The sequence below is a fragment of the Faecalicatena orotica genome (assembly GCF_905197545.1).
Lineage (GTDB): Bacteria > Bacillota > Clostridia > Lachnospirales > Lachnospiraceae > Faecalicatena_A > Faecalicatena_A orotica.
On the sequence record NZ_CAJJZH010000016.1, the window covers coordinates 20,783 to 42,169 of the forward strand.

Annotated in this window: 30 protein-coding genes and 1 pseudogene; 25 read left to right on the forward strand and 6 right to left on the reverse strand. The window is 41.8% G+C overall.

What is annotated here, in order from left to right:
* The first annotated feature begins 89 nt into the window (after nt 1-89).
* The 4 genes from ABIN22_RS22075 (at nt 90) to ABIN22_RS22090 (ending at nt 2,168) form a co-directional block, all read left to right on the forward strand.
* Nucleotides 90-1,337 (forward strand): methyl-accepting chemotaxis protein, encoded by a 1,248-nt coding sequence (locus tag ABIN22_RS22075; RefSeq protein WP_346911285.1) that lies wholly within the window; start codon nt 90-92, stop codon nt 1,335-1,337.
* Nucleotides 1,338-1,339: 2 nt separating this feature from the next.
* Nucleotides 1,340-1,474 carry a hypothetical protein gene (locus ABIN22_RS22080; RefSeq protein ID WP_346911287.1) on the forward strand — a complete coding sequence of 45 codons (135 nt, stop codon included), beginning with the start codon at nt 1,340-1,342 and terminating at the stop codon, nt 1,472-1,474.
* Between the two features lie 128 nt (nt 1,475-1,602).
* On the forward strand, nt 1,603-1,797 hold the full coding sequence (locus ABIN22_RS22085) for a hypothetical protein (RefSeq protein WP_346911289.1): 195 nt from the start codon (nt 1,603-1,605) through the stop codon (nt 1,795-1,797).
* Nucleotides 1,798-1,826: 29 nt separating this feature from the next.
* On the forward strand, nt 1,827-2,168 hold the full coding sequence (locus tag ABIN22_RS22090) for an MFS transporter (RefSeq protein WP_346911291.1): 342 nt from the start codon (nt 1,827-1,829) through the stop codon (nt 2,166-2,168).
* An 84-nt stretch (nt 2,169-2,252) separates the two neighbouring features.
* On the opposite strand, the gene ABIN22_RS22095 is transcribed toward ABIN22_RS22090, so the two are convergent.
* Nucleotides 2,253-2,825 carry a flavin reductase family protein gene (locus ABIN22_RS22095; protein ID WP_346911293.1) on the reverse strand — a complete coding sequence of 191 codons (573 nt, stop codon included), beginning with the start codon at nt 2,823-2,825 and terminating at the stop codon, nt 2,253-2,255.
* A gap of 132 nt (nt 2,826-2,957) precedes the next feature.
* On the opposite strand from ABIN22_RS22095, the gene ABIN22_RS22100 reads away from it, so the two are divergent.
* From ABIN22_RS22100 to ABIN22_RS22135, 8 genes are all read left to right on the forward strand, one after another.
* Nucleotides 2,958-3,293 carry a winged helix-turn-helix transcriptional regulator gene (locus tag ABIN22_RS22100; RefSeq protein WP_118619734.1) on the forward strand — a complete coding sequence of 112 codons (336 nt, stop codon included), beginning with the start codon at nt 2,958-2,960 and terminating at the stop codon, nt 3,291-3,293.
* Nucleotides 3,294-3,354: 61 nt separating this feature from the next.
* Entirely contained in the window at nt 3,355-3,687 is a 333-nt protein-coding gene (locus ABIN22_RS22105) for an inorganic diphosphatase (protein WP_118619446.1), read from the forward strand.
* A 61-nt stretch (nt 3,688-3,748) separates the two neighbouring features.
* On the forward strand, nt 3,749-4,261 hold the full coding sequence (locus tag ABIN22_RS22110; protein ID WP_346911295.1) for a GNAT family N-acetyltransferase: 513 nt from the start codon (nt 3,749-3,751) through the stop codon (nt 4,259-4,261).
* A gap of 40 nt (nt 4,262-4,301) precedes the next feature.
* The gene (locus tag ABIN22_RS22115) at nt 4,302-4,637 is read left to right on the forward strand and encodes a hypothetical protein (RefSeq protein WP_118619442.1); all 336 of its coding nucleotides are present in this window, start codon (nt 4,302-4,304) and stop codon (nt 4,635-4,637) included.
* Nucleotides 4,638-4,685: 48 nt separating this feature from the next.
* Nucleotides 4,686-5,321: a CatA-like O-acetyltransferase gene (locus tag ABIN22_RS22120; RefSeq protein ID WP_346911297.1), complete on the forward strand. Its 636-nt coding sequence runs from the start codon at nt 4,686-4,688 to the stop codon at nt 5,319-5,321.
* A gap of 16 nt (nt 5,322-5,337) precedes the next feature.
* Nucleotides 5,338-5,913 carry a DUF6434 domain-containing protein gene (locus tag ABIN22_RS22125; protein WP_346911299.1) on the forward strand — a complete coding sequence of 192 codons (576 nt, stop codon included), beginning with the start codon at nt 5,338-5,340 and terminating at the stop codon, nt 5,911-5,913.
* A gap of 6 nt (nt 5,914-5,919) precedes the next feature.
* The gene (locus ABIN22_RS22130; protein WP_346911301.1) at nt 5,920-6,366 is read left to right on the forward strand and encodes a GNAT family N-acetyltransferase; all 447 of its coding nucleotides are present in this window, start codon (nt 5,920-5,922) and stop codon (nt 6,364-6,366) included.
* 206 nt (nt 6,367-6,572) lie between these two features.
* Nucleotides 6,573-8,045, forward strand: coding sequence for an MATE family efflux transporter (locus tag ABIN22_RS22135; protein ID WP_346911303.1), 1,473 nt, complete (start codon nt 6,573-6,575; stop codon nt 8,043-8,045).
* 45 nt (nt 8,046-8,090) lie between these two features.
* On the opposite strand, the gene ABIN22_RS22140 is transcribed toward ABIN22_RS22135, so the two are convergent.
* Nucleotides 8,091-8,969: a LysR family transcriptional regulator gene (locus tag ABIN22_RS22140; RefSeq protein WP_346911305.1), complete on the reverse strand. Its 879-nt coding sequence runs from the start codon at nt 8,967-8,969 to the stop codon at nt 8,091-8,093.
* A 188-nt stretch (nt 8,970-9,157) separates the two neighbouring features.
* Between ABIN22_RS22140 and ABIN22_RS22145 the strand changes: the two genes are divergently transcribed.
* The 7 genes and pseudogenes from ABIN22_RS22145 to ABIN22_RS22175 form a co-directional block, all read left to right on the forward strand.
* On the forward strand, nt 9,158-9,391 hold the full coding sequence (locus ABIN22_RS22145; protein WP_109731859.1) for a hypothetical protein: 234 nt from the start codon (nt 9,158-9,160) through the stop codon (nt 9,389-9,391).
* A gap of 19 nt (nt 9,392-9,410) precedes the next feature.
* Nucleotides 9,411-10,385, forward strand: a complete 975-nt coding sequence (locus ABIN22_RS22150) for an alpha/beta hydrolase (RefSeq protein WP_346911307.1) — start codon at nt 9,411-9,413, stop codon at nt 10,383-10,385.
* Nucleotides 10,386-10,932: 547 nt separating this feature from the next.
* On the forward strand, nt 10,933-11,685 hold the full coding sequence (locus ABIN22_RS22155; RefSeq protein WP_346911309.1) for a Fic family protein: 753 nt from the start codon (nt 10,933-10,935) through the stop codon (nt 11,683-11,685).
* Between the two features lie 12 nt (nt 11,686-11,697).
* Nucleotides 11,698-12,366, forward strand: a complete 669-nt coding sequence (locus tag ABIN22_RS22160; protein WP_346911311.1) for a response regulator transcription factor — start codon at nt 11,698-11,700, stop codon at nt 12,364-12,366.
* Nucleotides 12,363-13,454 (forward strand): sensor histidine kinase, encoded by a 1,092-nt coding sequence (locus ABIN22_RS22165; protein WP_346911313.1) that lies wholly within the window; start codon nt 12,363-12,365, stop codon nt 13,452-13,454. The genes ABIN22_RS22160 and ABIN22_RS22165 overlap by 4 nt, the downstream gene beginning before the upstream one ends.
* Before the next feature lie 216 nt (nt 13,455-13,670).
* On the forward strand, nt 13,671-13,826 hold the full coding sequence (locus ABIN22_RS22170) for a hypothetical protein (RefSeq protein WP_181368730.1): 156 nt from the start codon (nt 13,671-13,673) through the stop codon (nt 13,824-13,826).
* Nucleotides 13,823-14,293 (forward strand): annotated as a pseudogene (locus ABIN22_RS22175) (ABC transporter ATP-binding protein); the annotation flags it as partial. The gene ABIN22_RS22170 and the pseudogene ABIN22_RS22175, both read left to right, overlap by 4 nt.
* A 322-nt stretch (nt 14,294-14,615) precedes the next feature.
* Here the strand turns inward: ABIN22_RS22175 and ABIN22_RS22180 are convergent.
* On the reverse strand, nt 14,616-15,194 hold the full coding sequence (locus ABIN22_RS22180; protein ID WP_346911315.1) for an SOS response-associated peptidase: 579 nt from the start codon (nt 15,192-15,194) through the stop codon (nt 14,616-14,618).
* A 22-nt stretch (nt 15,195-15,216) separates the two neighbouring features.
* Entirely contained in the window at nt 15,217-16,467 is a 1,251-nt protein-coding gene (dinB, locus tag ABIN22_RS22185) for a DNA polymerase IV (protein ID WP_346911317.1), read from the reverse strand.
* Nucleotides 16,468-16,826: 359 nt separating this feature from the next.
* Between dinB and ABIN22_RS22190 the strand changes: the two genes are divergently transcribed.
* A complete protein-coding gene (locus tag ABIN22_RS22190; RefSeq protein WP_346911319.1) occupies nt 16,827-17,267 on the forward strand; it encodes a hypothetical protein in 441 nt (146 codons plus the stop codon).
* A 246-nt stretch (nt 17,268-17,513) separates the two neighbouring features.
* Here ABIN22_RS22190 and ABIN22_RS22195 read toward each other — a convergent pair whose 3' ends face one another.
* Nucleotides 17,514-17,768 carry a helix-turn-helix domain-containing protein gene (locus ABIN22_RS22195; protein WP_346911321.1) on the reverse strand — a complete coding sequence of 85 codons (255 nt, stop codon included), beginning with the start codon at nt 17,766-17,768 and terminating at the stop codon, nt 17,514-17,516.
* Nucleotides 17,769-18,177: 409 nt separating this feature from the next.
* Nucleotides 18,178-18,414 (reverse strand): helix-turn-helix domain-containing protein, encoded by a 237-nt coding sequence (locus ABIN22_RS22200; protein ID WP_109733544.1) that lies wholly within the window; start codon nt 18,412-18,414, stop codon nt 18,178-18,180.
* Nucleotides 18,415-18,533: 119 nt separating this feature from the next.
* Here ABIN22_RS22200 and ABIN22_RS22205 point away from each other — a divergent pair, with 119 nt between their 5' ends.
* The 5 genes from ABIN22_RS22205 to ABIN22_RS22225 all read left to right on the forward strand — a co-directional run bounded on the left by ABIN22_RS22205 (nt 18,534) and on the right by ABIN22_RS22225 (nt 21,337).
* Nucleotides 18,534-18,938 carry a hypothetical protein gene (locus ABIN22_RS22205; RefSeq protein WP_346911323.1) on the forward strand — a complete coding sequence of 135 codons (405 nt, stop codon included), beginning with the start codon at nt 18,534-18,536 and terminating at the stop codon, nt 18,936-18,938.
* A 29-nt stretch (nt 18,939-18,967) separates the two neighbouring features.
* Nucleotides 18,968-19,342, forward strand: a complete 375-nt coding sequence (locus ABIN22_RS22210) for a DUF5720 family protein (RefSeq protein ID WP_346911325.1) — start codon at nt 18,968-18,970, stop codon at nt 19,340-19,342.
* Between the two features lie 158 nt (nt 19,343-19,500).
* Nucleotides 19,501-20,409 carry a ParM/StbA family protein gene (locus ABIN22_RS22215; RefSeq protein ID WP_346911332.1) on the forward strand — a complete coding sequence of 303 codons (909 nt, stop codon included), beginning with the start codon at nt 19,501-19,503 and terminating at the stop codon, nt 20,407-20,409.
* Nucleotides 20,410-20,438: 29 nt separating this feature from the next.
* The gene (locus ABIN22_RS22220; protein WP_430517212.1) at nt 20,439-20,684 is read left to right on the forward strand and encodes a plasmid segregation centromere-binding protein ParR; all 246 of its coding nucleotides are present in this window, start codon (nt 20,439-20,441) and stop codon (nt 20,682-20,684) included.
* A 185-nt stretch (nt 20,685-20,869) separates the two neighbouring features.
* Nucleotides 20,870-21,337 carry a hypothetical protein gene (locus tag ABIN22_RS22225; protein WP_346911327.1) on the forward strand — a complete coding sequence of 156 codons (468 nt, stop codon included), beginning with the start codon at nt 20,870-20,872 and terminating at the stop codon, nt 21,335-21,337.
* Nucleotides 21,338-21,387 lie beyond the last annotated feature (50 nt).

Below are 21,387 nucleotides of genomic sequence, written 5' to 3' on the forward strand. Positions count from 1 at the left end.
CTTTTATAAGGGGCCCTTTAAAGTGCTGAACGCAGCTAATACCGTGAATTCCAACTTTGAGGCAATGCAGAAAGGAGGCTGCCACCTATATGGAAGCCAACAATGTTATCACCATCCATAAGGCACAGGCAGAATTGGATGAGCTCATTGACATTGCAGATAAGAAAGCAGATGCTCTGATTGTCAACCTGCGTGCTGAACAGACGAAATTCATTGTTATGTTGTCGGCGTTGGGGGTTGCCAGTGTACTTGTGAGCATTCTATTTGGTATTTATATAACCCGCAGTATTACCAGACCGATCAAGGAGTTGGAAGCAGCGTCCAGGCAGATGGCACTGGGACACTTGAAAGTCGATATTAAATATATCTCAAAGGATGAACTGGGAAGCCTTTCCAACAGTATGCGTGAAATGTCAGATAAGATTTTCTATTATATGGATGAGATTTCCAAGGCTATGCAGCAGCTGGCGGAGGGGAATCTGGAGATACCCAGTTACGAAACATTTCAGGGGGATTTTCTGCCTGTACAGGAGGCTCTTCTTATTGTGATTAATTCTTTGAATGAGACTATGACAGAGATTAATATGTTCTCTGACATGGTAGCCAGCGGATCCGATCAGGTTTCCAGTGGTGCACAGGTGCTTTCTGAAGGTGTAATCTCCCAGGCCGGCTCGGCAGAAGAACTGGCAGTAACCATGTCAGAAATATCACAGCAGGTGAGTGAAAATGCGGAAAACTCACAATCGGTAAAAGAAGCTGCAGGTGAGATGGCTGCAGATCTTCTTGAGTGTAATCAGCAGATGCAGGAAATGAAGGATGCAATGGAGGAGATCAATGGATGCTCTATACAGATTAGAAGTATCATTAAAATGATCAATGATATTGCATTCCAGACGAATATATTGGCACTCAATGCTGCCGTGGAGGCGGCCCGGGCAGGGGAATCAGGCAGGGGCTTTTCAGTTGTGGCCCAGGAAGTGCGTAATCTGGCCGGTAAGTCATCGGAAGCATCAAAGAGTACAGAGGTGCTGATCCAGCAGTCTCTTTCAGCTGTTGATCTTGGAACGAAAATAGTGGAAAAGACGGCAGCGTCAGTAATGAATGTTGTTAATGGCACTGATGAAATGATAGCTAAAATAAACCAAATCGCGGAGGCATCTAAAAAACAGGCTGCCGCGACGGAAATGGTATCCGCAGGCATCGACCAGATATCCGACGTAGTACAGACAAACTCTGCCACAGCAGAGGAGTCAGCCGCTGCGTCTGAAGAACTCTACGGGCAGTCTCAGCTTCTGAAAAACAAGGTGAGCCGCTTTAAATTGCATGCTAACAAATAGATATGGCAGGGAAGAATGCGATTCCGATGCTAATGCCTGCTGATTCCTCTCCTCCTATTCTGGGCGTCTTTTTCCCGACTGGGGTTCTGAAAGATGTTGTCCCCAATGACTTCCTCATTGCCATCCAGAGAAACTGACCATCAGGAATTTAGAATTGTTGGGTGATTGATTATTTTATCTGGAGTTGACAGATTATCCGGTATCTGTCATTCTAAACATAAAGCTATTTATGACCCTGTAATTCATGGCTTAATTAAAGGCATTATTGGGGGAATACTATTCATTTATCGGTTATGCAGCAGGGCTGGTTTACAGACTGGCATTAATCTTCGCCGGATCATGGTCGGGTATTCTGTTTGCAAGAATCGTTGACTGTTTTGGAAAAGGCATTCGAACCGCTCCGAGAGATGTTATGGCGGCAGACAGTGCTGATGCAAAAGAAGATGGTCAGATAAAATAGGAAGAAAGAATGTACTGATCTTAGGCTATATGATATTTGCAACGGTATATGCAGTGTTTGCATTAGCAGCAAATAAGGCTATGATCGTATTTGCGTTTATTCTTTACGGTATTTATACGGCGGTTATCAGTGGGGTAGAAAAAGCATTTATATCTGAAATAGCTCCAGAAGGGTTAAAAGGTACTATGCTGGGGCTTCACTCTACGTTAATCGGTGCTGCCTTACTTCCAGCAAGCATTATTGCTGGATTGCTTTGGGATAATGTTGGAACATTTGCACCATTTTTGTTCGGCGCCAGCCTGTCGCTTATGTCCGCTGTTGTCTTAAAATTTGGATTAAAAGAAAAACGGGTATTGCATAAATATGAATGACATAGGGAAGCTAAGAAAAACTGTCATTCATTGCAAAATGCAAAGGGACACCTCATTATGTGAAGCGTCCCTTGTGTCCAGTTTTTATTTTTTCATCAGTGGTGCTCCGGTACTCCAGGCCTGCCCTACTTTTTCCCCAATAGCGTAATAACCATTCTGGAACTGATCAAAAACGAATGCATTTAGTTTTGACGGGTCAACCTTTCCGCTCTCGTCCAGTACAGATTCATCTGCAAGGACACCTACAATCTCACCAATTACATGAAAGCCGTATACCTCGTCTCTTGCTTCGACAACCTTACACTCCAGCGTGAGCGGGAATTCATTCACGATAGGGGCATCTACTTTCTGGCTTTTAGTGGCAGTCAGTCCGGTACGCTCAAATTTATCGGACATTTTATTGCCAGTTGCGATACCGAAGAAATCGGCGGCCTCAATGTGAGGAATATCGGCAATACTGAGGGTGAAAGCATTTCGCTTCTGGATATTTTCAGATGTTTTGTGCCCTTTACTGATATTCAGGGATACCATATTTTGTGCACAAATACCACCCCAGGCCATATTCATAACATCAACTACATCATTATCACCGTAAGTTGAAATCATCAGAACAGGCATCGGAAATAAATACGGCTTTACTCCTAAATCTTTTTTCATAAACAACCTCCATTTAAAAATAATTGAATCAATACTTTACATATCTGCTGAGACCATTATAATATAGATAGAAGTAAAAACAAGTACCTACATTAAAGTAAGGTACTTACCTAAAAGAAAGTGGTAATGTTTATGATATCAAAATATATAGAGAATGCGAATTTCGAAGAAACCGGATTTAGCTATACCTTATCGCTGATATCTGGTAAATACAAAATGATTATCCTATATTGTCTGATGGAATTTGAAACTGTCCGTTTCAATGAACTTCAGCGATATTTGAAGAAAATATCTGATAAAACATTAAGCCAGAATCTTAAGGAATTAGAGTCTGACGGCCTTGTACTGCGGAATGTATACCCACAAATCCCTCCAAAGGTAGAGTACAGCCTGTCAGAAAAGGGGAAATCTCTAATGCAGGTGCTTGACCAGTTATGCATCTGGGGGGAAGAACATCGTGAAGATTAGTTGAATATGTGTTTATTCCCGCGAGCGGCGAGCATTAGGCGGGGCTACAGAGGGACTGACTATGATTGGTGATATTGTAAAAGTAACAGTTGACAGACCATTAGGGACCTTCCATCCTGTACATAAAGATATCTATTATCCAGTTAACTATGGTTTTATAGAGGGAGTTATGGCACAGGATGGAGAAGAACAGGATGCCTATATATTGGGTGTCAATCATGCTGTCAAAGAGTTTACCGGAAAAGTAATTGCAATCATACATAGATATGATGATATTGAGGAAAAATGGGTTGTCGCACCAGATAACTGTCATTTTACGGAAGCGGAAATCTGGGAGCAGGTAAAGTTTCAAGAACAGTATTTCAAATCGGAGGTCATAATGACCAGAATATAAATCCTGTTTTCTTCTCAAAAAATTCATTCGGACTATTCAAAAAATGTTATGGTGATAAAAAATGAACTTAGCAGCAAAAAATATTCATAAGAAAATGCCGGATTATACGGCTATTAAAAAACTGTACAAACGCTCTTTTCCCCGTAAGGAACAGATCCCTTTATGGATTCTGAGAATCATGGTACATCGTAAGACTATTCACGCAAAAGCATTTTACGATGGCGATAAGCTATGTGGATTCGCTTATGTTATTGAGCAGGAAAAGATACTGTATATTCTATATCTTGCTGTTAGTAACGCATTGCGGGGGCAGGGACATGGCTCGGAAATTATAAAATGGTTAAGGGATAGATATCCGGATAAAACTATTTTACTTGAAGTGGAAGCACCTGATGAAAATGCGGATAATGCTGAAGCGAGGAACAGGCGCATAAAGTTTTATAAAAAGAATGGAATTTATGAAACGAACGAGTTTTTCTCAATGCGTGGTGTAAGATATGAGATATTATCGTCTGAGGAGAACTTCGTGCGGGAAGATTATGATGCTTTTTGGAAGAAGCTATTTAGAAGTTGATGCCGGTATGTTATATTTACGGAACCAAAAAGGAGGGAATATGACTACTTTTATATGTTTTGCAATTGCAATGGCTATATTGTATATAATGCAGGTATTTAGTGGTGGATTTGATTTTGAAGAATTATTATCATTTATAATAATGATGGCATTATTGGGGGGACATGTTTATTTATCTACCAGAAGAAAGGTTTTTCTAGGAGGAGTAATCCCGACACTTCTTATACTATCGTTTTATCCGGTTTGTAAAATGATAAATCCTGTTGGCAGCCAGTTGTTTATTTTAATTGGCGGCTATCTTGTAGCTATAGGATGTTGCCTTTATATTTGGTATAAAGCACGAAAGGATAACAGAAAAAGGAACGATAAAGTATAAATATTCCAGTGTGCAGAACTGATTAATTTAATTTTGGAGGGAAAAGATATGTCTAATCAGTACAGAGTGATTGATGAAAAAACATGGGACAGGGCAATGCACTGTATGGTTTTCAGGAACAGTATTGAACCAGCATTTTGTGTGACATTTGAGGTGGATATTACAAACTTTAAACGCGTGGTGAAAGAACGGGGGCTTTCTTTTACAATGGCGATGGTTTATGCTGTCTGTAAATGTGCAAATGAGATTGAGGCATTCCGCTATAGGTTTGTAGATGGACAGATTGTACTGTTTGACAGGATTGATACAGCATTCACGTATTTAAATAAGGAGACAGAACTGTTTAAAGTAGTGAATGTTCCATTTATAGATGATTTGGAAGAATATTGCGGAGTTGCACTGAGGACAGCGGAGGAACAGAAAGAATATTTTACGGGGCCGTTGGGAAACGATGTATTTCAGTGTTCACCTATGCCGTGGGTCACATATACGCACATTTCACATACGAATTCAGGAAAAAAAGACAATGCAACACCTCTTTTTGACTGGGGAAAGTATTATGAAAAAGATGGAAGAATCATGATGCCTGTCTCTGTTCAGGCGCACCATTCTTTTGTGGATGGTCTACATATAGGACAATTTGCAGAAGGTTTGCAGAGTTATTTGGATAAAAATATACTATAGAGGAAAGAGGATAAATATGACGGAAAGACCTGTTTTGGACAGAAATTTAAATAGTAAAACATTTCGTGATTTCTATTATTTGAAAGAAGAGTTGGTGGATTTTTGCAGGAAAAATGGTTTGCCCACTTCCGGGGGCAAGATAGAGATAACAGACAGGATTGCATATTTCCTTGATACTGGAAAGATATTATCTGCGGCAGCCGCCAAGAAAAAGGCTGTGGTGATATCCGATATTCGGGAGGATACAAAGATTGAACCTGACTTTGTCTGTTCAGAAAAACACAGGGCATTTTTTAAAGAACAAATTGGGAATAGTTTTTCTTTTAATGTTGCTTTTCAAAAATGGTTGAAAGGCAATGCAGGCAAAACTTACAGGGATGCGATTGCGGCTTATTATCAAATTATAGAAGATAAGAAAAAAGGGAAAACAAAAATTGACAGGCAATTTGAGTATAACACTTATATACGTGACTTCTTTGCAGATAATCAGGGAAAATCATTGGAGGATGCTATTAGGTGCTGGAAATATAAAAAACAGCTGCAGGGGCATAATCGCTATGAGCAGTCGGATCTTGCAGCATTGGAGGATTAGAGGTGTATGATGCAGAATATAACTGTCAGGGAACTAGAGAAAGAAATGGAGGAGGAAGCGCTGTCACTGGTTTGGAAGGTTTTCAATGAATACGAATCACCAGATTACACAAAAGAGGGAATAGATGAATTTTATAAGTGCATACACGATATAAATTTTATAACTCAACTTCGTTTATTTGGCGCTTTTGACCGTGAAAAATTGATTGGTGTTATAGCATCGCGTAGCGAAGGGACACATATCGCATTATTTTTTGTGGATGGAAAATATCACAGACAGGGAATCGGCAGACAGTTGTTTCAAACATTACGAAAAGAGTGCCATTCTGATAGAATGACAGTAAACTCGTCGCCGTATGCGACCCCAGTATATCACAAACTTGGCTTTCGGGATCTTGATAAAGAGCGGGTAGTAAACGGCCTGAGATTTATACCGATGGAATTGCGGCTATAGTAGAAAATAAGGATAAATTTTAATATCCCTCCCAAAAAACCTGCTTGACTTTTCTCGAAAAATTATGTTATTCTAACTGGGCTGGACAGCTTAGTGCGTAGAAATTCCAAACGATTTCTACGCACTATTTTTTTGTCCTTCGCAGTTTTTAGGCAGCTTTTCTCTGATAAAGACTCCGCAATATGTATAACAGGAGGATTATAATCATGGAACTATCAAATCAAAATCGTACACTAGGTGAGGAGAAAATATCAAAGCTACTGGTGAAATTTTCGATTCCCTGCATTCTATCGCTGCTTATCAGTGCGCTCTACAATATTGTCGACCAGATTTTTATCGGTAATAGTGACCTAGGATATCTCGGCAATGCGGCAACAGGAATTGTCTTTCCCATTCTCATTATCGCACAGGCCTTTGCATGGTGTATCGGTGATGGCAGTGCCGCCTATCTCAGTCTCTGTCAGGGGAAAAAAGATACGAAGAATGCACATCGCTGTATTGGCAGCGGTGTTACTGTCACGCTGGTACTCAGTATAATCATGCTTGTTCTCTGTGCCATTTTTAAGGAGTCGCTGCTTCGGCTGTTCGGTGCTTCTGATCAGACCATCTCGATGGCGGTGGAATATTTCACCATCGTACTCAGTTTCTTTCCGGCCTTCATGCTGATGAACATGATGAACGCTGTCATCCGCGCGGATGGAAGCCCGGCAGTTTCAATGGTATCTATGACGCTTGGGGCAATATTGAACATCATTCTCGACCCAATATTTATCTTTGTCTTAAACCGGGGGATTGCAGGCGCTGCCTGGGCGACAGTCATAGGGCAGACGTTTTCTTTCCTTGTCTGTGTGCTATATTTTTTCAAAACAAAGAGTTTCCGCCTGACTAAAGAGAGCTTTGTACCGCATTTTAAAATATTCAGTAACGCTCTGAAATTAGGTGCCTCGTCTTTTATTACACAGATGTCCATTGTCATGATTTCTCTGGTCTGCAATATCATGCTGGCAAGATACGGTGCCCTGTCGATTTATGGGCAGGATATTCCCATATCAGTGATCAGTATTGAAACAAAAGTATTTACCATTGTCATTAATATCGTTGTAGGTATTGTCCTTGGAGGGCAGCCAATTCTCGGTTACAATTTCGGTGCGAAAAAATACGTACGCGTCAGGGAAACATACCGCACAATCCTGACTGCAACGCTTGTTGTCGGAGTCATTGCTACCCTGATCTTTGAGTTTTGCCCGCAGGTTGTGATCAACATCTTTGGCTCTGGAAATGATGCACTTTATCTTGAATATGCACAGCGTACATTCCGGGTATTCCTGTCACTTGTCATCTTTACCTGCGTGATTAAGATGTCTTCCATTTTCTTTCAGGCTGTAGGCAGACCGGTTATGGCGGTCATTGCTTCTCTTACCCGTGATATTGTGTGTTTTGTGCCGCTTGTAATCCTGATGCCCTCTTTATTTGAACGGAACCAGCCGGGCAGCGGCATCAACGGAATCCTGTTTGCCGCACCTGCCGCTGACATCATTGGGATGATTGCTGCCATGTTTCTGACTGTACGCTTTTTCAGAACATTGGGAGACGAGAAAGGAACTGAGTCTCTTTTAGAAGGAGGGAAGAATCATTCATTACAAAAGAGTGCTATTGTTACAGCAGCCTTTAAAGAGTAACATCAGGTTCGCTACAGATAGTGTATTGAAGGCAAAAACATCCTGTCATTCCGGCAGGATGTTCTTCAGCTCATTAATTAGCAAGTTTGCGATTGGTGTAAAAACCTGATACTTTTTCCAGATTACATACATTTTTGTCTCCAAAGCGGGGGATAAAGGGCGGAAGCATAAACCACTGTCAGCCCCTGTATCTGCGAGCCTGTCAAATGTCAGCATAGATCCGAGCCCTTCTTTTACAAAAACGGAACCATTATAAAAGAGGTTCGTGGTACCGGTAAAATTCAGCATATCAACTTTTTCACCGCACCATCTCGGGATATCCACCTTAATTGCCTGATCAGAGCAAATCAGGTCTAATCCCAGCAAGTCATCAACGACAATCGTCTTTTTCTTTGTCAATGGATTGTCTCTTTTCATTAACAGCCCCCATACATCACATCCCGGAATTTCAATATAGTTATATTTTGACAAACTTGGGGGTTCTGCAATGACGGCAAAATCAAGCAGGCCTTTATCAAGCTTTTCTGTCACCTGTTCCGTATTCCCACTTGAAAGGTGATAGCGGAGCAATGGATAGTCAGCTTTAAGCTGGCCGATTGCTCTTGCCAGATATTTTATTAGGTAGGATTCTGCACACCCAATCTGCACGTCTCCCCCCATGATATTATCAAGTGCCTTGAATTCATCGGTTGTCTTATCTACCATTTCCAGAATATCTTCGGCCCTCTTCCTCAGGAGCATGCCTTCATCTGTGAGGGTGAGTGTCGTACTTCCGCGTTTAAACAGTTTTTTTCCCAGTTCCTTCTCTAATTCCTTCATCTGTTTTGATAAAGTCGGCTGAGAGACATGAAGTGTCTCAGCTGCCCTTGACATATTGCCTTCTCTGGCGATTTCTATAAAATAGCGCAATACCCTGATTTCCATAAAAGACACCTCTATTCTGCTTAAATTTATGAATGTGGATGATGTTCTGAACAGATACGTGTGCTGTCAGAATACAGGATCATTATAACACGCCGCAATATTCTTTAAAAGAATAACATGATATGAATTATAAATATTAGACATATCATCAGGCGCTGCCTATAATAAAACTAAAGGAGGTAGTGAATATGGCGGAAGCATCGGATACGCTTGGAATCCTGTATCAAAACCTATTGGATGCAGGCTGTGATGAAAAAACGGCAGAATGTTGTATGGCTTATGCGAAATGCGGGGAATGGAGAAAAATGCTGCCATTGCTTTCCAAACATAAAACAATACTTCTGGAAACTGTCCATGCAGGACAGAAGCAAATTGACTGTCTTGATTTTCTGATTTACAGAATTAACAGGGAAGACTTTTAGTAGAAAGAAGGGACTTATAATGATGGAAAAATTAAGTTTAGTAAAAGAATGGGATAAGACTTTTCCGCGCAGTGAAAAAGTAGACCACAGCAAAGTGACTTTCCATAATCGTTATGGTATCACACTGGCGGCAGATATGTATGTACCGAAAGATGCGGAGGGCACTCTTGCGGCCATCGCAGTATGCGGGCCTTTTGGTGCCGTCAAAGAGCAGGCTGCCGGATTGTATGCACAGACGATGGCAGAAAGGGGATTTTTAACGATTGCTTTTGATCCCTCTTTTACAGGAGAAAGCGGCGGAATGCCAAGATATGTTGCCTCACCGGACATCAATACAGAAGATTTTCAGGCGGCAGTGGATTTCCTTTCCATTCAGGGAAATGTTGATCCCGAAAAAATCGGTATCATCGGTATCTGCGGCTGGGGAGGAATGGCATTGAATGCGGCGGCCATTGATACCAGAATCAAAGCGACGGCTGCTTTGACCATGTATGATATGAGCAGGGTCAATGCCAAAGGGTATTTCGACTCAGAGGACAGCGAAGAAGCAAGATACGAGAAACGCAAGGCTCTGAATGCACAGAGGACTGCTGATTATAAGAATGGAAAATATGCACTTGCCGGGGGCGTGGTCGATACACTGCCTGAAGATGCACCTTTCTTTGTAAAGGATTATTTTGATTATTATAAAACAGACAGAGGATACCATGCAAGATCACTGAATTCCAATGGTGGCTGGAATGTTACGTCATCCCTGTCATTTCTTAACATGCCTATCCTGCAGTACAGTCAGGAAATCAGAAATGCAGTGCTGTTAATTCATGGTGAAAAGGCCCATTCCTGCTATTTTAGCAAGGATGCCTTTGAAAAACTGAACGGTGATAACAAGGAACTTATGATTATACCGGGGGCAGTCCATACGGATTTGTATGATCAGACGGATATCATTCCGTTTGATAAGATGACACAGTTCTTTAAGGAATATTTAGTATGAAAACGAAATACTGTTCATCCTTACTATCAGGAAAATGATGTGATTCCCTACATCCGGATTTACTTAAGCTTCTTTTTGATAATATGCATTATAATAAGAAGAACTGCGATAATTATGGCGGTGAACACCCCTCTTATCTCAATACTCAAATACCAGGGGGCTGACTGCCATGCGTATAAATCAGGGTGTGTTTTATAATCGTAGTATTGATAAATACTGCTCCCAATGAAGACTCCTACGAAACACCACGATACCATTTTCAATATATTATATAGCTTCCTCATTAATCACTCCCACTTTTCGTAATGTATTTTGGGCAATACTCTATTAATGACAGTATATTATTTACAGAGACTATCGTCAATCCCTTTAAATAGTAGAGGCAGGCGCATATGCAGGGGGTAAACCGCAACTATACGAAAGCCGGTACCGGGAAAGTATAGGATTCCAGTTGATTAAAGATAAACCTTTGGCTATAATAGGAAATAAATCATAGGAAGAGATACAATAGTCTGTTTGAATATATATTTGTAAAGGAGTGTGCTATATGGATGATATCAAAATGACGGAACTGCTGAAAGAGCGGTTCCGTATTGAGATGGAAAAACAGGATAGGGGAGGGGTATATGCACTCACACAGAGGAAGATGGCATATAATTCTAACCGCATAGAGGGAAGCACGCTGACAGAAAAGCAGACGGCCTCTATTTTTGAAACAGGAACAATCCGGGCAGACGGAAGTGTTTTTAGGACAAAGGATGTGGAGGAGATGACCGGACATTTTACAATGTTCAATTACATGCTGGATACTTGCGAGGAAATACTGTCCCAAAGACTGATTAAGGAATACCATTACCGCTTAAAGGCAGGTGTGTTTGAAGATATTGCAAATGGATATCCCATAGGGGAATATAGAAACAGAAGAAATATGGTTTCCGATATTATGACCTCAACTCCAGAAAATGTTGAGGAAGATATGAAAGTACTTTTGGAAGACTATAATAGCAAAGAGCCACATTCTTTAAAGGACCTCGCAAAGTTTCATGCCCGATTTGAAAAAATTCATCCATTTCAGGATGGGAATGGGCGGGCAGGCAGGATGATCTTGTTTAAAGAATGCCTGCGAAGCTGTGTAATGCCGTTCATTATAGGGGATGACAGGAAAGCAGAATATTATGAATGTCTGAATAATGCCCAGCAAAATGAGGATTATGAACCACTTATCCGGTATTTCGGGCAGGAGCAGGAAAGGTATGTTGAAATGGTAAAAGATTTTATCATTCCGGTTGCTAAAAAGTAAAAAGGAGCTTGTATGGCAAATGTTTTAGTAGTTGAAGATGAAAAAAGTATGCAGGATATCATTGTCGAATATATGCAGAGGGGCGGACATACCTGTTTCACCGCTGACGACGGTGTGGACGCTTTAATGGTTTTGAAAAATAATCCAATGGATTTGATGATACTGGACGTGATGATGCCCCATCTGGACGGTTTTTCCGTCTGCAGGATGGCGCGTGAAATGAGCAGTATACCTGTGATTATGCTGACGGCCAAAGGCGGCGAGGACGATAAACTAAAAGGCTACGAGTATGGAGCCGACGATTATATGACAAAGCCTTTCAGTCCAAGGGTGCTGCTGGCAAAGGCAAATGCCCTGCTCCGCCGTTCTTCTTCCGCACCCTTGGATGCATTGAATGCTGGAAAAATTACGATGGTGCCGTCCTCCCACAAGGTATTCATAGACGGGCAGGAAATCACGCTTACCCATAAGGAATACGAACTGCTGCATTTCTTCATGGTAAATCCCGGACAGGTTTTTACCCGTGACCAGCTGCTGAATAGGATCTGGGGTTATGACTTTGAGGGGACCACTCGGACAGTAGACACCCATATCAAAACCCTGCGGCAAAAATTAGGCGGCGAGGGGAAATATATCGTTACCCTCATACGTTCGGGCTATAAATTCGAGGTGGCAGTATGAAATTAGATGAGATATTTACATTGCGTACAGTCCGTAAGAAGATACTATTTGTTTCTAAACTGGCAGGCATCCTGCTTATTCTTTCTTATATTCTGTCAACCAAGTTGGAAATAGATACGGATGTTTCATTTGCCATTTGGTTTGTCTTCGTCATTGCCATTGTTCTTGTCGTCGATTTTCTAATGGGGCACTTTATTTCAAGGCCTGTTTCTAAACTTAATCAAACGGCCCGAAAGATGGCAAAACTGGATTTTTCCGCCCCTTGTACCATCACGGCCAATGATGAATTTGGACAACTGGCAGCAAGCCTCAATACGATGGCTGATAATCTGCAGCAGGCTCTTGCAGAACTAGGAGCGGCTAATGAACAGCTTGAAAAAGACGTTGAACAGGAGCGGCGGCTGCTGGCCGAGCGCAAGGAGCTGGTCGATAACCTGTCCCATGAAATGAAAACTCCGCTGGGTATTATCCGTGCCTATGCCGAGGGGCTGCAGGATGAGACAGATGAGGCCAAAAAACAAAAGTATTCCGCAATCATTATAGCGGAGACCGAACGAATGGGCAATCTAATTACGACCCTGCTGGATTTATCTGCCCTTGAAACAGGAGTCTGCCCGCTTGCTCCTGAACGGTTTGACTTTGTAGAGTTTTTAGAAACTGTCGCAGGGAGGCTGCTGATCGATACACCGGACGCCAATTATATTCTGCAATATGAACTTCCTGAACACAGCGCCTATGTTGATGCAGACAAGGCCCGTATGGAACAGGTTTTAGACAATCTGCTCGTAAACGCTAAAAAGAATGTCCGGCCGGGCGGTATTTTAAAACTGTCTCTTACAGAACAAACGGGAGTTTTACATTTCTCTATCTACAATCAGGGCCCTGTTATCCCGCAGGAAGATCTGACTAAGATCTGGACAAAATTTTACAGGGACGGCAACTCAAAATACAGCGGCTCCGGTCTGGGTCTCGCTATTGTTGCGCAGATACTGTCTATGCAGAAGCTGGAATATGGCGTAAAAAATCTTTCCGACGGCGTTCAATTCTACTTTTCAATTCCTACAATTGAGTTAAAGACCCCAAAGTGAGCTGTGGGAGTATATTAATTTAATTTACAGCCCTGCTTTCGTATGTGAAAGCAGGGCTTTTTCCGCGTAGAATTGGTTACAATACACCCCTGTGGGCATGCACAGTAACCAGAATTTCACACCAGTTTCACCGCGGCCTCACACGGACTTCACTGCATTTTCTTAAATTTACTTCAACAAGAGGACTTTGATTCCCGAATAAAAGGAGGTCATACTATGGAATTTTTAGGTTTAGCATGGTACTGGTGGTTAGTAATCGCGGTGGTGCTGGCAGTCTCTATCCCATTTAAAGTCAAGTTTATGAGGTGGTGGAACAAGCGCCGGCAGGAAAGGAAAGAGGAGCAGCACGGGAAGTGGGGTGATGAAGAATGATCGAAGTAAAAGATTTGACATTCTCCTATGGAAAAGATAAGCAGGCTCTGCATGGCCTGAACTTCACTGTGGAAGATGGGGAAATCTTTGGATTTCTGGGTCCGAACGGCTCCGGAAAATCAACGACCCAAAAAATTTTGACCGGGATTTTGAAAGGGCACGGCGGCAGTGTGTCTCTGTTTGGACAGGATATTTCTGCAGCGCATACGCAGGAGTTTTTTCAGAAGATCGGGGTATTGTTTGAGCTCCCGTATCTGTATGCTAACCTGAGTGCCATTGACAATCTCAAATATTTTTCTTCTTTCTATCCCAAAGGACAGCTGCGGGATATTGAGGAGGTTTTGGACGAATTGGAGTTTAAGCCTGACTTTTTAAAGAAGCCAGTTTCTTCCTACTCGAAGGGGATGCGGCAGCGGGCGAGTATGGCGCGGGCACTGATTAGCAACCCCAGACTCTTGTTTCTGGATGTAAACTGGGGTAACAGTTTTGGCTGTGTATCAAGTGTATAGAGTTAAAAAGAATGGAATATAGGTACTGTATACACAGTTGATAGGAAAATATGTGTATGAAGTAATGTAGTATTTAAATATCTGGTATGAGAGAATATAGTCTCATTACCAGCTTTTTTATTGTTAGATATTCACAGAATGAGTGTTTCCTGTTTGATGTATTCTGTGGATGAATAATCAAGTAGGAATGCAGCAGTGTTGTTTTGCAAACACCAGGTTTGAACAGAACTTCATACCTACTTATTTAGTGTAAAAGTGAGAGGGACATTTCCGTATTTAATTAGGCAGATACTTCTCGTTGTAACACCGGCATAGTGGCATGGAGGTATGACAGAGCAAACTCTTCAGACATAATCCAATCTTCAGCCATTTCCTTTTTCAAAATGACAGGCATGCGGTTATGGACATCCGCAATCGAATTGTTGGCATTGGTTGTCAAAATGACAAACTTGTTTTCACCATTAAACTCATTAAATATGCCTGCCATATAAAGTGTATGATCATTGGGAAGGTTAAAAAGGTACTTGGTTTTTGTACCACTCTGTGACCATTCATAAAAGCCTGTGCTGGGAACCACACATCTGCGCGTATGCAGACTCTTTTTAAACATGGGACGGCTGTCTGCAGTTTCAGAGCGGGCATTAATGATGACACCTTTTGCCCCAAACCGTGGGAATCCCCATGTGCTGAGTTCTGGTTTTATACCGTTTTCTTCCAGACATAGGATTGGTGCTGTGTTTGTAGGAAAAATTTCACCATGTTTCATATTGTTTCCGGGATATCGATTGTCGAGTGATTTGACAAAACGCATAATTTCCTGATTTTCTTCTTCTGTAAATAAACTATATCTTCCGCACATCGTTATGTCCTCCTGAGATTTATTATTGGGATTGCCCTTTTAAAAATGCTTCTGGATATATTGTATGCTCTGCAATCGGATCAAGGCGGGAAAGTTTATCATCCATGAGCATAATACCACGTTGTATGGAGTAATGACCATAGCGCTGCCGTATCTTATCAATGCTCCGCTCTAGATCCTCCTGCCTCTGATCTTTAGCTGCCTCTTCTAAAAAGGAAAGCTGACGGTACTCCATATACGAAAGCTTGCAGGCGCGTACACCCAGACTGCGTACCGGATTTGCCGGACGGTTATCCTGGTACAATGCAAAGGCTTTTTCAAAAATCGACTGTGAGGTACAGGTGGGGATATGAAGCCTTCCCTGCCGTTCATAGGAAGTGAGCGTATTGTCCCGGATGCTGATCTGGACGCTGCGGCAATAAAAATTCTCTTTACGCATTCGCTCCGCCACGCTCTCGGACAGTATATATAAAATGATTTTTATATCTGTATCAGTAACCAGATCATGGGGCGTTGTGGTGCTGTTGCCTATGGTTTTAATGATACGGTGGGAATAGGTATGTGAGACAGGAGAACGGTCAAGACCATTGGCAAATGCCCAGAGCATCAGTCCATTTTTCCCAAGTAACCGCTCTATAAACATAGGGTCTGTACGTGCTAAATCACCAATGGAACGGATGCCATGTTTTAATAGTTTAGCGTAGGTTGCTTTCCCTACATAAAGTAGCATGTCGGCCGGAAGCTCCCAGATTTTTTCTTTAAAGTCCTGCCCAATCACGGTGGTGGCATCCGGTTTTCTCATGTCACTGCCCAGTTTTGCGAAAATCTTATTATAGGAGACTCCAATACTTGCAGTAATACCAAGTTCCTGTTTAATCCGGGTACGGATTTCATCAGCGATAACCTTACCATTCCCGAAGAGGTTGGTGGATTCACTCACATCCAGCCAGCATTCATCCAGACCAAAAGATTCTACCCTGTCTGTGTATTCCTCATAGATTTGGCTGGCAGCCTGGGAAAATTCAATATATCGGTCATATCTTGGTGGCGTAAATATAATATCAGGGCATTTCTGTCTGGCCATCCATAGAGGTTCACCTGTTGTAATCCCATATCTTTTCGCTTCATAATTCTTTGCCAGGACAATCCCGTGACGTGCATCTGGATCACCGGTCACTGCCATAGGTTTTCCACGCAGGCTGGGATTGTCCAGAGATTCGACAGAGGCGTAAAAATTATTCATATCGGAATGAAGGATTACTGACTGTTGCATATTAATCTGTTGCTCCTCAAAGTTTTATAAGAATATTATTTGGTATAACTCAGATTTTTATGTGATAGAATACGAAGATACTTAAAATGAAAGCAAAAAATTAGTAATAGCGTAATGCGGAAGGAAGAAATTTGGCATACTGTATCAGTGATTCTGAGGGGATGTTGGTTGTGCTGTAATATAGCTCCAAATTATTGGTAGATAGTGTGAATAGCTTTTATTTTTCAAAGTAGTATAGTAATTGCTGAAAGTGATAATCAGAGGTTCACTCAATAAGAGAGAAATCTAACAGTAAGATATAATTGTTGTTATGGTAAGTGGAGCAGAAGCAAAAAATTTGAAATTAACGGGGTGAAAAAATGTTAAAAGATATCGCTCTTATATCAGAGGAAATTCGGTTGTGTGAAGCCAATGACGTCGAAATTCAATATTACAATCTGAAGGGGGAGACCCCAATTTTACACATGTGCCCAGGAGATTTATATGTTATTTGTAATGTACTACACGATTATGTTTCCTTATTAAAAGAATTTATGGAGTGTGTAGAGGAAGAGAAAGAATATACCCATGCTTTTTATGGGTACCATGCTACCCGATGCAAGAAGATTCAGGAAAAAATAGAGGTAGCATTGAGCTATAGTACAGAGGAGGCTATAAGAAAGTGTAGGAAAAAGAGAAAGAGGGAAGATGACGTAGGGGAAGACGCACTGGTCATTATAGCCAAAAAGCGCGCTAATCGTGCCCAAATAGAACCGGAAGAGAAAGGTGAACTAGGTAACGAGGTTAACAGAACCAATTAAAGCGACAACCGAAGTAGAGCAGAAGAGAGCGCCATAATAATTGGATTCTTTGCTGTTTTAATTTTAGCATGGGGACTAAGGTAGTTCCCTACAACGGATTTATTGTATTTAAAGATGTGGACTAAAAAAGCTAAGTATAATTTATATGGTTGATCTTTCTAAAATATAAATTATTTAGGCGGAATTTATAATACAACACTATTTTTATATGAATTGTGGATGTCAGGGATAAGATGGCTAGGAAGATTAGTCACTGTCCCTTCCATCAATCAGGTATTCATAGGATACATTGAAAATTTCACTAAGGGCTTTCAGTTCCAAATCCGTAACATACCTTTTATTTGTTTCAATTCTGGTAATCACGTTCTTGTCCATATCATAGCCTGCCAACTGTAATTTTTCAGCTAAATCCCTCTGGGAAAGACCATTCTCCCTGCGGAGCTCAATCAGACGCTGGCTGATCAGATTCTTTTCACCCGTTTTTGTACGTGGTTTTGGCATAATCCATCCTTTCCTGCAATATTCCAAAAAAATCTTGTCTCACTTTTTGCACTTTTCTATTGATTTTACACGGAAAAGATTGTAAAATCGGTTGTAAAAGTGAGACAAAATGCCAGACAGGAGAAAAAACGGATGAAGAGAGTTGAAGATATGAGATATGGTGAAAAAACCTAACAGACAAATGGAGAAGAGTTATGGGGATAATATTGTGACAGAGGCGAGAACACAAATAAGTTTGAAAATGATCTTTTATAGTATGGGCAATGTGGATGTACTTAATACCCATAGAAGTGCTACGTCAAAAGAGATATAAATATAAAGAATAGTAACAGCCGACTGGTATAAAATGTGCAGTCTCTTGCTGCAAGCAGACAAATATCAACTGCAATCAAAGTGTTGAGTCAAGTTTTTATAGCAGACCACGGAAGAAGGCATTAATGTCAGTATCAAAAATTTTGGAAAGAGCGACCAGCTCGCTGACTTTGATATTCATGCGATTTGTTTCCAACTTTGCATATGTGCTTTTTGAAATCTCGATGCCCATTACGCCCAGTTTTGCGATTACATCATCTTGTGTCAGTTTGCACTGGTAACGTATGGCTTGAATATTTTGTCCGATATCCATGTCCGGTCTTATTTTCTGCATAATGTAACCCCTTTATAAGAAAAATGTTTCGCAATAAGGAAACTTTAGTATTGATTTTACTGGTTTTATTTTCTATAATGTTTCGTAATAACGAATTATTTGTAGCAGGGAGGAAAAATATGCAGCAGGTGGATATGGAACGGTTTGCATTTCTGTATTTATGTGGTTATAAAGATGAAGCAATCTTAACAGAAAATGAGAGGATGACTTTCATGGACTTTGACAGACTGACTTATCTGACGGACATTCTGGGCTTTACTTATTACAACCTAGAAATCTGGAATAAATATGTAGGCCAGTTCAAAGAGCAATTTAATGCACTGATACAACTCATCAATGACGATTATCCTGATGAACTGAAAAGCCCTGATCAAGATCCCGGGTACAGGCTGCATGATATGTGGCTTCATGATTTCTGTAACAACGCACCAACGGAAGAGTTGCAGGAATGGCTGACACATTATGTGGAAGAAATCTGTGAAGAAAATGGATTGGAATACGAGGAAGAAAACTCTGAAGACTGATAAATATAAGTAGTGAAACAGGCAGGCACATGGTTAGAAAAACCAAGCGTGATGCCTGTTTTTTGTTGGGGATTCGAGAGGAGGTGATAAATCTGAAGAAGATGGAAATTAGTGTATACGAATTGCTGGCGGCCGCCAGGGGAGCACAGGGAGTGGACTATGTGAAAGGGGATGGAATACTCTGTCAAAAACGCTTCCGGGAAGACACAGCCCATATGGTCGAGTTTCTAATTATAGAGGATCAGTCTGCTCTGGTAAGAAAAGGTGAATACCATAGACGGTTCTTAACAGAGGAGGAATACCAAAACATGTTGATGTTGAATAAACATGGAAGTATTCAAATCAAGAAACATGCAGAGAGATGTGGGGAGTTTCTCCACTATTTACCTGTTCCAGGCTCATAATGCATCGAACCAGCACTTACAAGACCCTACCTACTGGGAAAAAAGAAAAAGGCCTCCCCCAACACGAAATTTACTAAAAGGCAATAGGAACTGGGTAGTAGTTTGAGAGGAGGGGAAAATTCTTCCATACCTAAAATGACAGAAAGGATGTGATAACAATTATTATTGGAATAGATCATGGATATTATGCTATGAAAAGCTCCCATGTTTGTTTCTCAACAGGGCTTACCGCTTATGATTATGAGCCTTATACGATGCAGAATGTCCTGCAGTATCAGGGAACATATTATGTCTGTGGTACGGGACGGCAGGCGCTAATGAAAGATAAAACAGCCAATGACAATTATTACCTGCTGACTATGGCAGCAATCGCGCAGGAGATCCGGTACCGGAAAGCAGAAAAGAAGACCAGAGTTGTCCTCGCAGCCGGTCTCCCTCTTGCCGGCTTCGGCAGGGAGAAACAGCCGTTCCGGGAATATCTGTTCCGCAAAGAACAGCCACTGTGTTTCCACTATGAAAATGAAGGCTATGAAATCCAGATTGAAGATGTAAAACTGTTCCCCCAGGGATATTCTGCCCTGGCACTGCACCCGGAGTTTATAAATGGAGAGCCTTCTGTGCTTTTGATCGATGTAGGGGGATGGACGGTGGATCTGATGAGGCTGGATAACGCTGTTCCCAATGCGGGCACATGCCGCAGCCTGGAACTGGGTGTCATACGGTGCATTGACGAGATCATGGAGCAGGTACGAAGACGGACAGGACTGTCTGTAACGGATGTTCAGATTGAGCGTGTCCTGGGAGGGAACCCCTGCAGCATGGAGAAGGAAGCAAAAGAAATCATCCTGCGCTATGGCAGGCTGTATACGGAACGGATCCTGTCTTCCGTGATGGAGGCGGGATTTGACTTAAAAGCGATTCCTTCTGTATTTATGGGAGGAGGTTCAGCCATCATAAAACGCCATGTGACACCGCAGGATGACCTGTGCCGGCAGATTTTCCTGACAGACGTCCATGCCAACGCTTCCGGGTATGAACGCATTGTAGGGCAGATGTGGGCGAAGTGAAACGCCCCATTTTTTCCTTTCGCCCCAACATGGATATTGCAGAGCACAGGCAGGCGTGGGAGATCCTGTCGCATGTTCCGGAGGGGCAGAAAAACCAGTATCTGGTCCAAGCTATACTAAAAGTACAGGAGCGCGACTATCTGGAGAAGGTGATCCGGGAAACTGTTCGGGATGAACTGAAAAGTGGCAGGATGACACATCCTGAAGTACCGACGACAGATACAATCCCGGATCAGATGTTGGATTTTTTATCAAAACTGGATGACAATGTTTAAAGGAGGTGGTGCCGATTGAGGGGATAATTGCGTCCGATTTGGCAGACTCAGTCCCATATGGATACATTATTGCATATGCTTCGTTTCCGGGGATTTCAATGGCTGATCTTTGTTGGGTATTGTGAATAGCTTTCCATGCATCTTTGGAGTATGTTGTGTATAACAAAACGAAAGGAGAGACGCATATGCCAGAGATGAAAAACATATGTGGAAAAATCCCCCTGGACCTGCATGAAAAGGTCAGACAGGAGATTGAAGAAACGGAGAGCAGTACACAGAAATTTATACTTCAGGTCATTGAAGAACACTTCAGCAAAGGAGAGATGAGGATGAGCATGGAAATGAGGACAGTCGCAGTACAGGTAACTGAGGAACTATTTGGAAGGCTGAAAGCAGTCATAATGAAAAAAGGATGTAAACAGAAAGAATTTTTGCTTGCCATTATCGAGCAGGCAATTGAAGCAGAAGAGGCAAAATTCAGGCAGGAAACGGAAAGCAGACCGCAGTGCAGGGAAATCCCGGAAGAAGCGGAAGAATGCCCGGAAGAGCCGGATGAAGAGCAAGATGCAGAGGAAAGTGAACCGGAGCAGGAGGAGATGACTCAGGAAGAGACAGAACCAGAGGAACAGCCGGAGAATGAGGAATCAGCTTAGAAAGGTGAAGCCGGATGATAGGAATAAAAGAAATCAAATATTAAAAATTG

Excerpts from the sequence above, each read along its gene's own strand:
- ABIN22_RS22075 (WP_346911285.1), top strand. The coding sequence starts at position 90 with ATGGAAGCCAACAATGTTATCACCATCCATAAGGCACAGGCAGAATTG.
- ABIN22_RS22080 (WP_346911287.1), top strand. The coding sequence starts at position 1,340 with ATGGCAGGGAAGAATGCGATTCCGATGCTAATGCCTGCTGATTCCTCT.
- ABIN22_RS22090 (WP_346911291.1), top strand. The coding sequence starts at position 1,827 with ATGATATTTGCAACGGTATATGCAGTGTTTGCATTAGCAGCAAATAAG.
- ABIN22_RS22095 (WP_346911293.1), bottom strand. The coding sequence starts at position 2,825 with ATGAAAAAAGATTTAGGAGTAAAGCCGTATTTATTTCCGATGCCTGTT.
- ABIN22_RS22100 (WP_118619734.1), top strand. The coding sequence starts at position 2,958 with ATGATATCAAAATATATAGAGAATGCGAATTTCGAAGAAACCGGATTT.
- ABIN22_RS22105 (WP_118619446.1), top strand. The coding sequence starts at position 3,355 with ATGATTGGTGATATTGTAAAAGTAACAGTTGACAGACCATTAGGGACC.
- ABIN22_RS22110 (WP_346911295.1), top strand. The coding sequence starts at position 3,749 with ATGAACTTAGCAGCAAAAAATATTCATAAGAAAATGCCGGATTATACG.
- ABIN22_RS22115 (WP_118619442.1), top strand. The coding sequence starts at position 4,302 with ATGACTACTTTTATATGTTTTGCAATTGCAATGGCTATATTGTATATA.
- ABIN22_RS22120 (WP_346911297.1), top strand. The coding sequence starts at position 4,686 with ATGTCTAATCAGTACAGAGTGATTGATGAAAAAACATGGGACAGGGCA.
- ABIN22_RS22125 (WP_346911299.1), top strand. The coding sequence starts at position 5,338 with ATGACGGAAAGACCTGTTTTGGACAGAAATTTAAATAGTAAAACATTT.
- ABIN22_RS22130 (WP_346911301.1), top strand. The coding sequence starts at position 5,920 with ATGATGCAGAATATAACTGTCAGGGAACTAGAGAAAGAAATGGAGGAG.
- ABIN22_RS22135 (WP_346911303.1), top strand. The coding sequence starts at position 6,573 with ATGGAACTATCAAATCAAAATCGTACACTAGGTGAGGAGAAAATATCA.
- ABIN22_RS22140 (WP_346911305.1), bottom strand. The coding sequence starts at position 8,969 with ATGGAAATCAGGGTATTGCGCTATTTTATAGAAATCGCCAGAGAAGGC.
- ABIN22_RS22145 (WP_109731859.1), top strand. The coding sequence starts at position 9,158 with ATGGCGGAAGCATCGGATACGCTTGGAATCCTGTATCAAAACCTATTG.
- ABIN22_RS22150 (WP_346911307.1), top strand. The coding sequence starts at position 9,411 with ATGATGGAAAAATTAAGTTTAGTAAAAGAATGGGATAAGACTTTTCCG.
- ABIN22_RS22155 (WP_346911309.1), top strand. The coding sequence starts at position 10,933 with ATGGATGATATCAAAATGACGGAACTGCTGAAAGAGCGGTTCCGTATT.
- ABIN22_RS22160 (WP_346911311.1), top strand. The coding sequence starts at position 11,698 with ATGGCAAATGTTTTAGTAGTTGAAGATGAAAAAAGTATGCAGGATATC.
- ABIN22_RS22165 (WP_346911313.1), top strand. The coding sequence starts at position 12,363 with ATGAAATTAGATGAGATATTTACATTGCGTACAGTCCGTAAGAAGATA.
- ABIN22_RS22170 (WP_181368730.1), top strand. The coding sequence starts at position 13,671 with ATGGAATTTTTAGGTTTAGCATGGTACTGGTGGTTAGTAATCGCGGTG.
- ABIN22_RS22180 (WP_346911315.1), bottom strand. The coding sequence starts at position 15,194 with ATGTGCGGAAGATATAGTTTATTTACAGAAGAAGAAAATCAGGAAATT.
- dinB (WP_346911317.1), bottom strand. The coding sequence starts at position 16,467 with ATGCAACAGTCAGTAATCCTTCATTCCGATATGAATAATTTTTACGCC.
- ABIN22_RS22190 (WP_346911319.1), top strand. The coding sequence starts at position 16,827 with ATGTTAAAAGATATCGCTCTTATATCAGAGGAAATTCGGTTGTGTGAA.
- ABIN22_RS22195 (WP_346911321.1), bottom strand. The coding sequence starts at position 17,768 with ATGCCAAAACCACGTACAAAAACGGGTGAAAAGAATCTGATCAGCCAG.
- ABIN22_RS22200 (WP_109733544.1), bottom strand. The coding sequence starts at position 18,414 with ATGCAGAAAATAAGACCGGACATGGATATCGGACAAAATATTCAAGCC.
- ABIN22_RS22205 (WP_346911323.1), top strand. The coding sequence starts at position 18,534 with ATGCAGCAGGTGGATATGGAACGGTTTGCATTTCTGTATTTATGTGGT.
- ABIN22_RS22210 (WP_346911325.1), top strand. The coding sequence starts at position 18,968 with ATGGTTAGAAAAACCAAGCGTGATGCCTGTTTTTTGTTGGGGATTCGA.
- ABIN22_RS22220 (WP_430517212.1), top strand. The coding sequence starts at position 20,439 with ATGGATATTGCAGAGCACAGGCAGGCGTGGGAGATCCTGTCGCATGTT.
- ABIN22_RS22225 (WP_346911327.1), top strand. The coding sequence starts at position 20,870 with ATGCCAGAGATGAAAAACATATGTGGAAAAATCCCCCTGGACCTGCAT.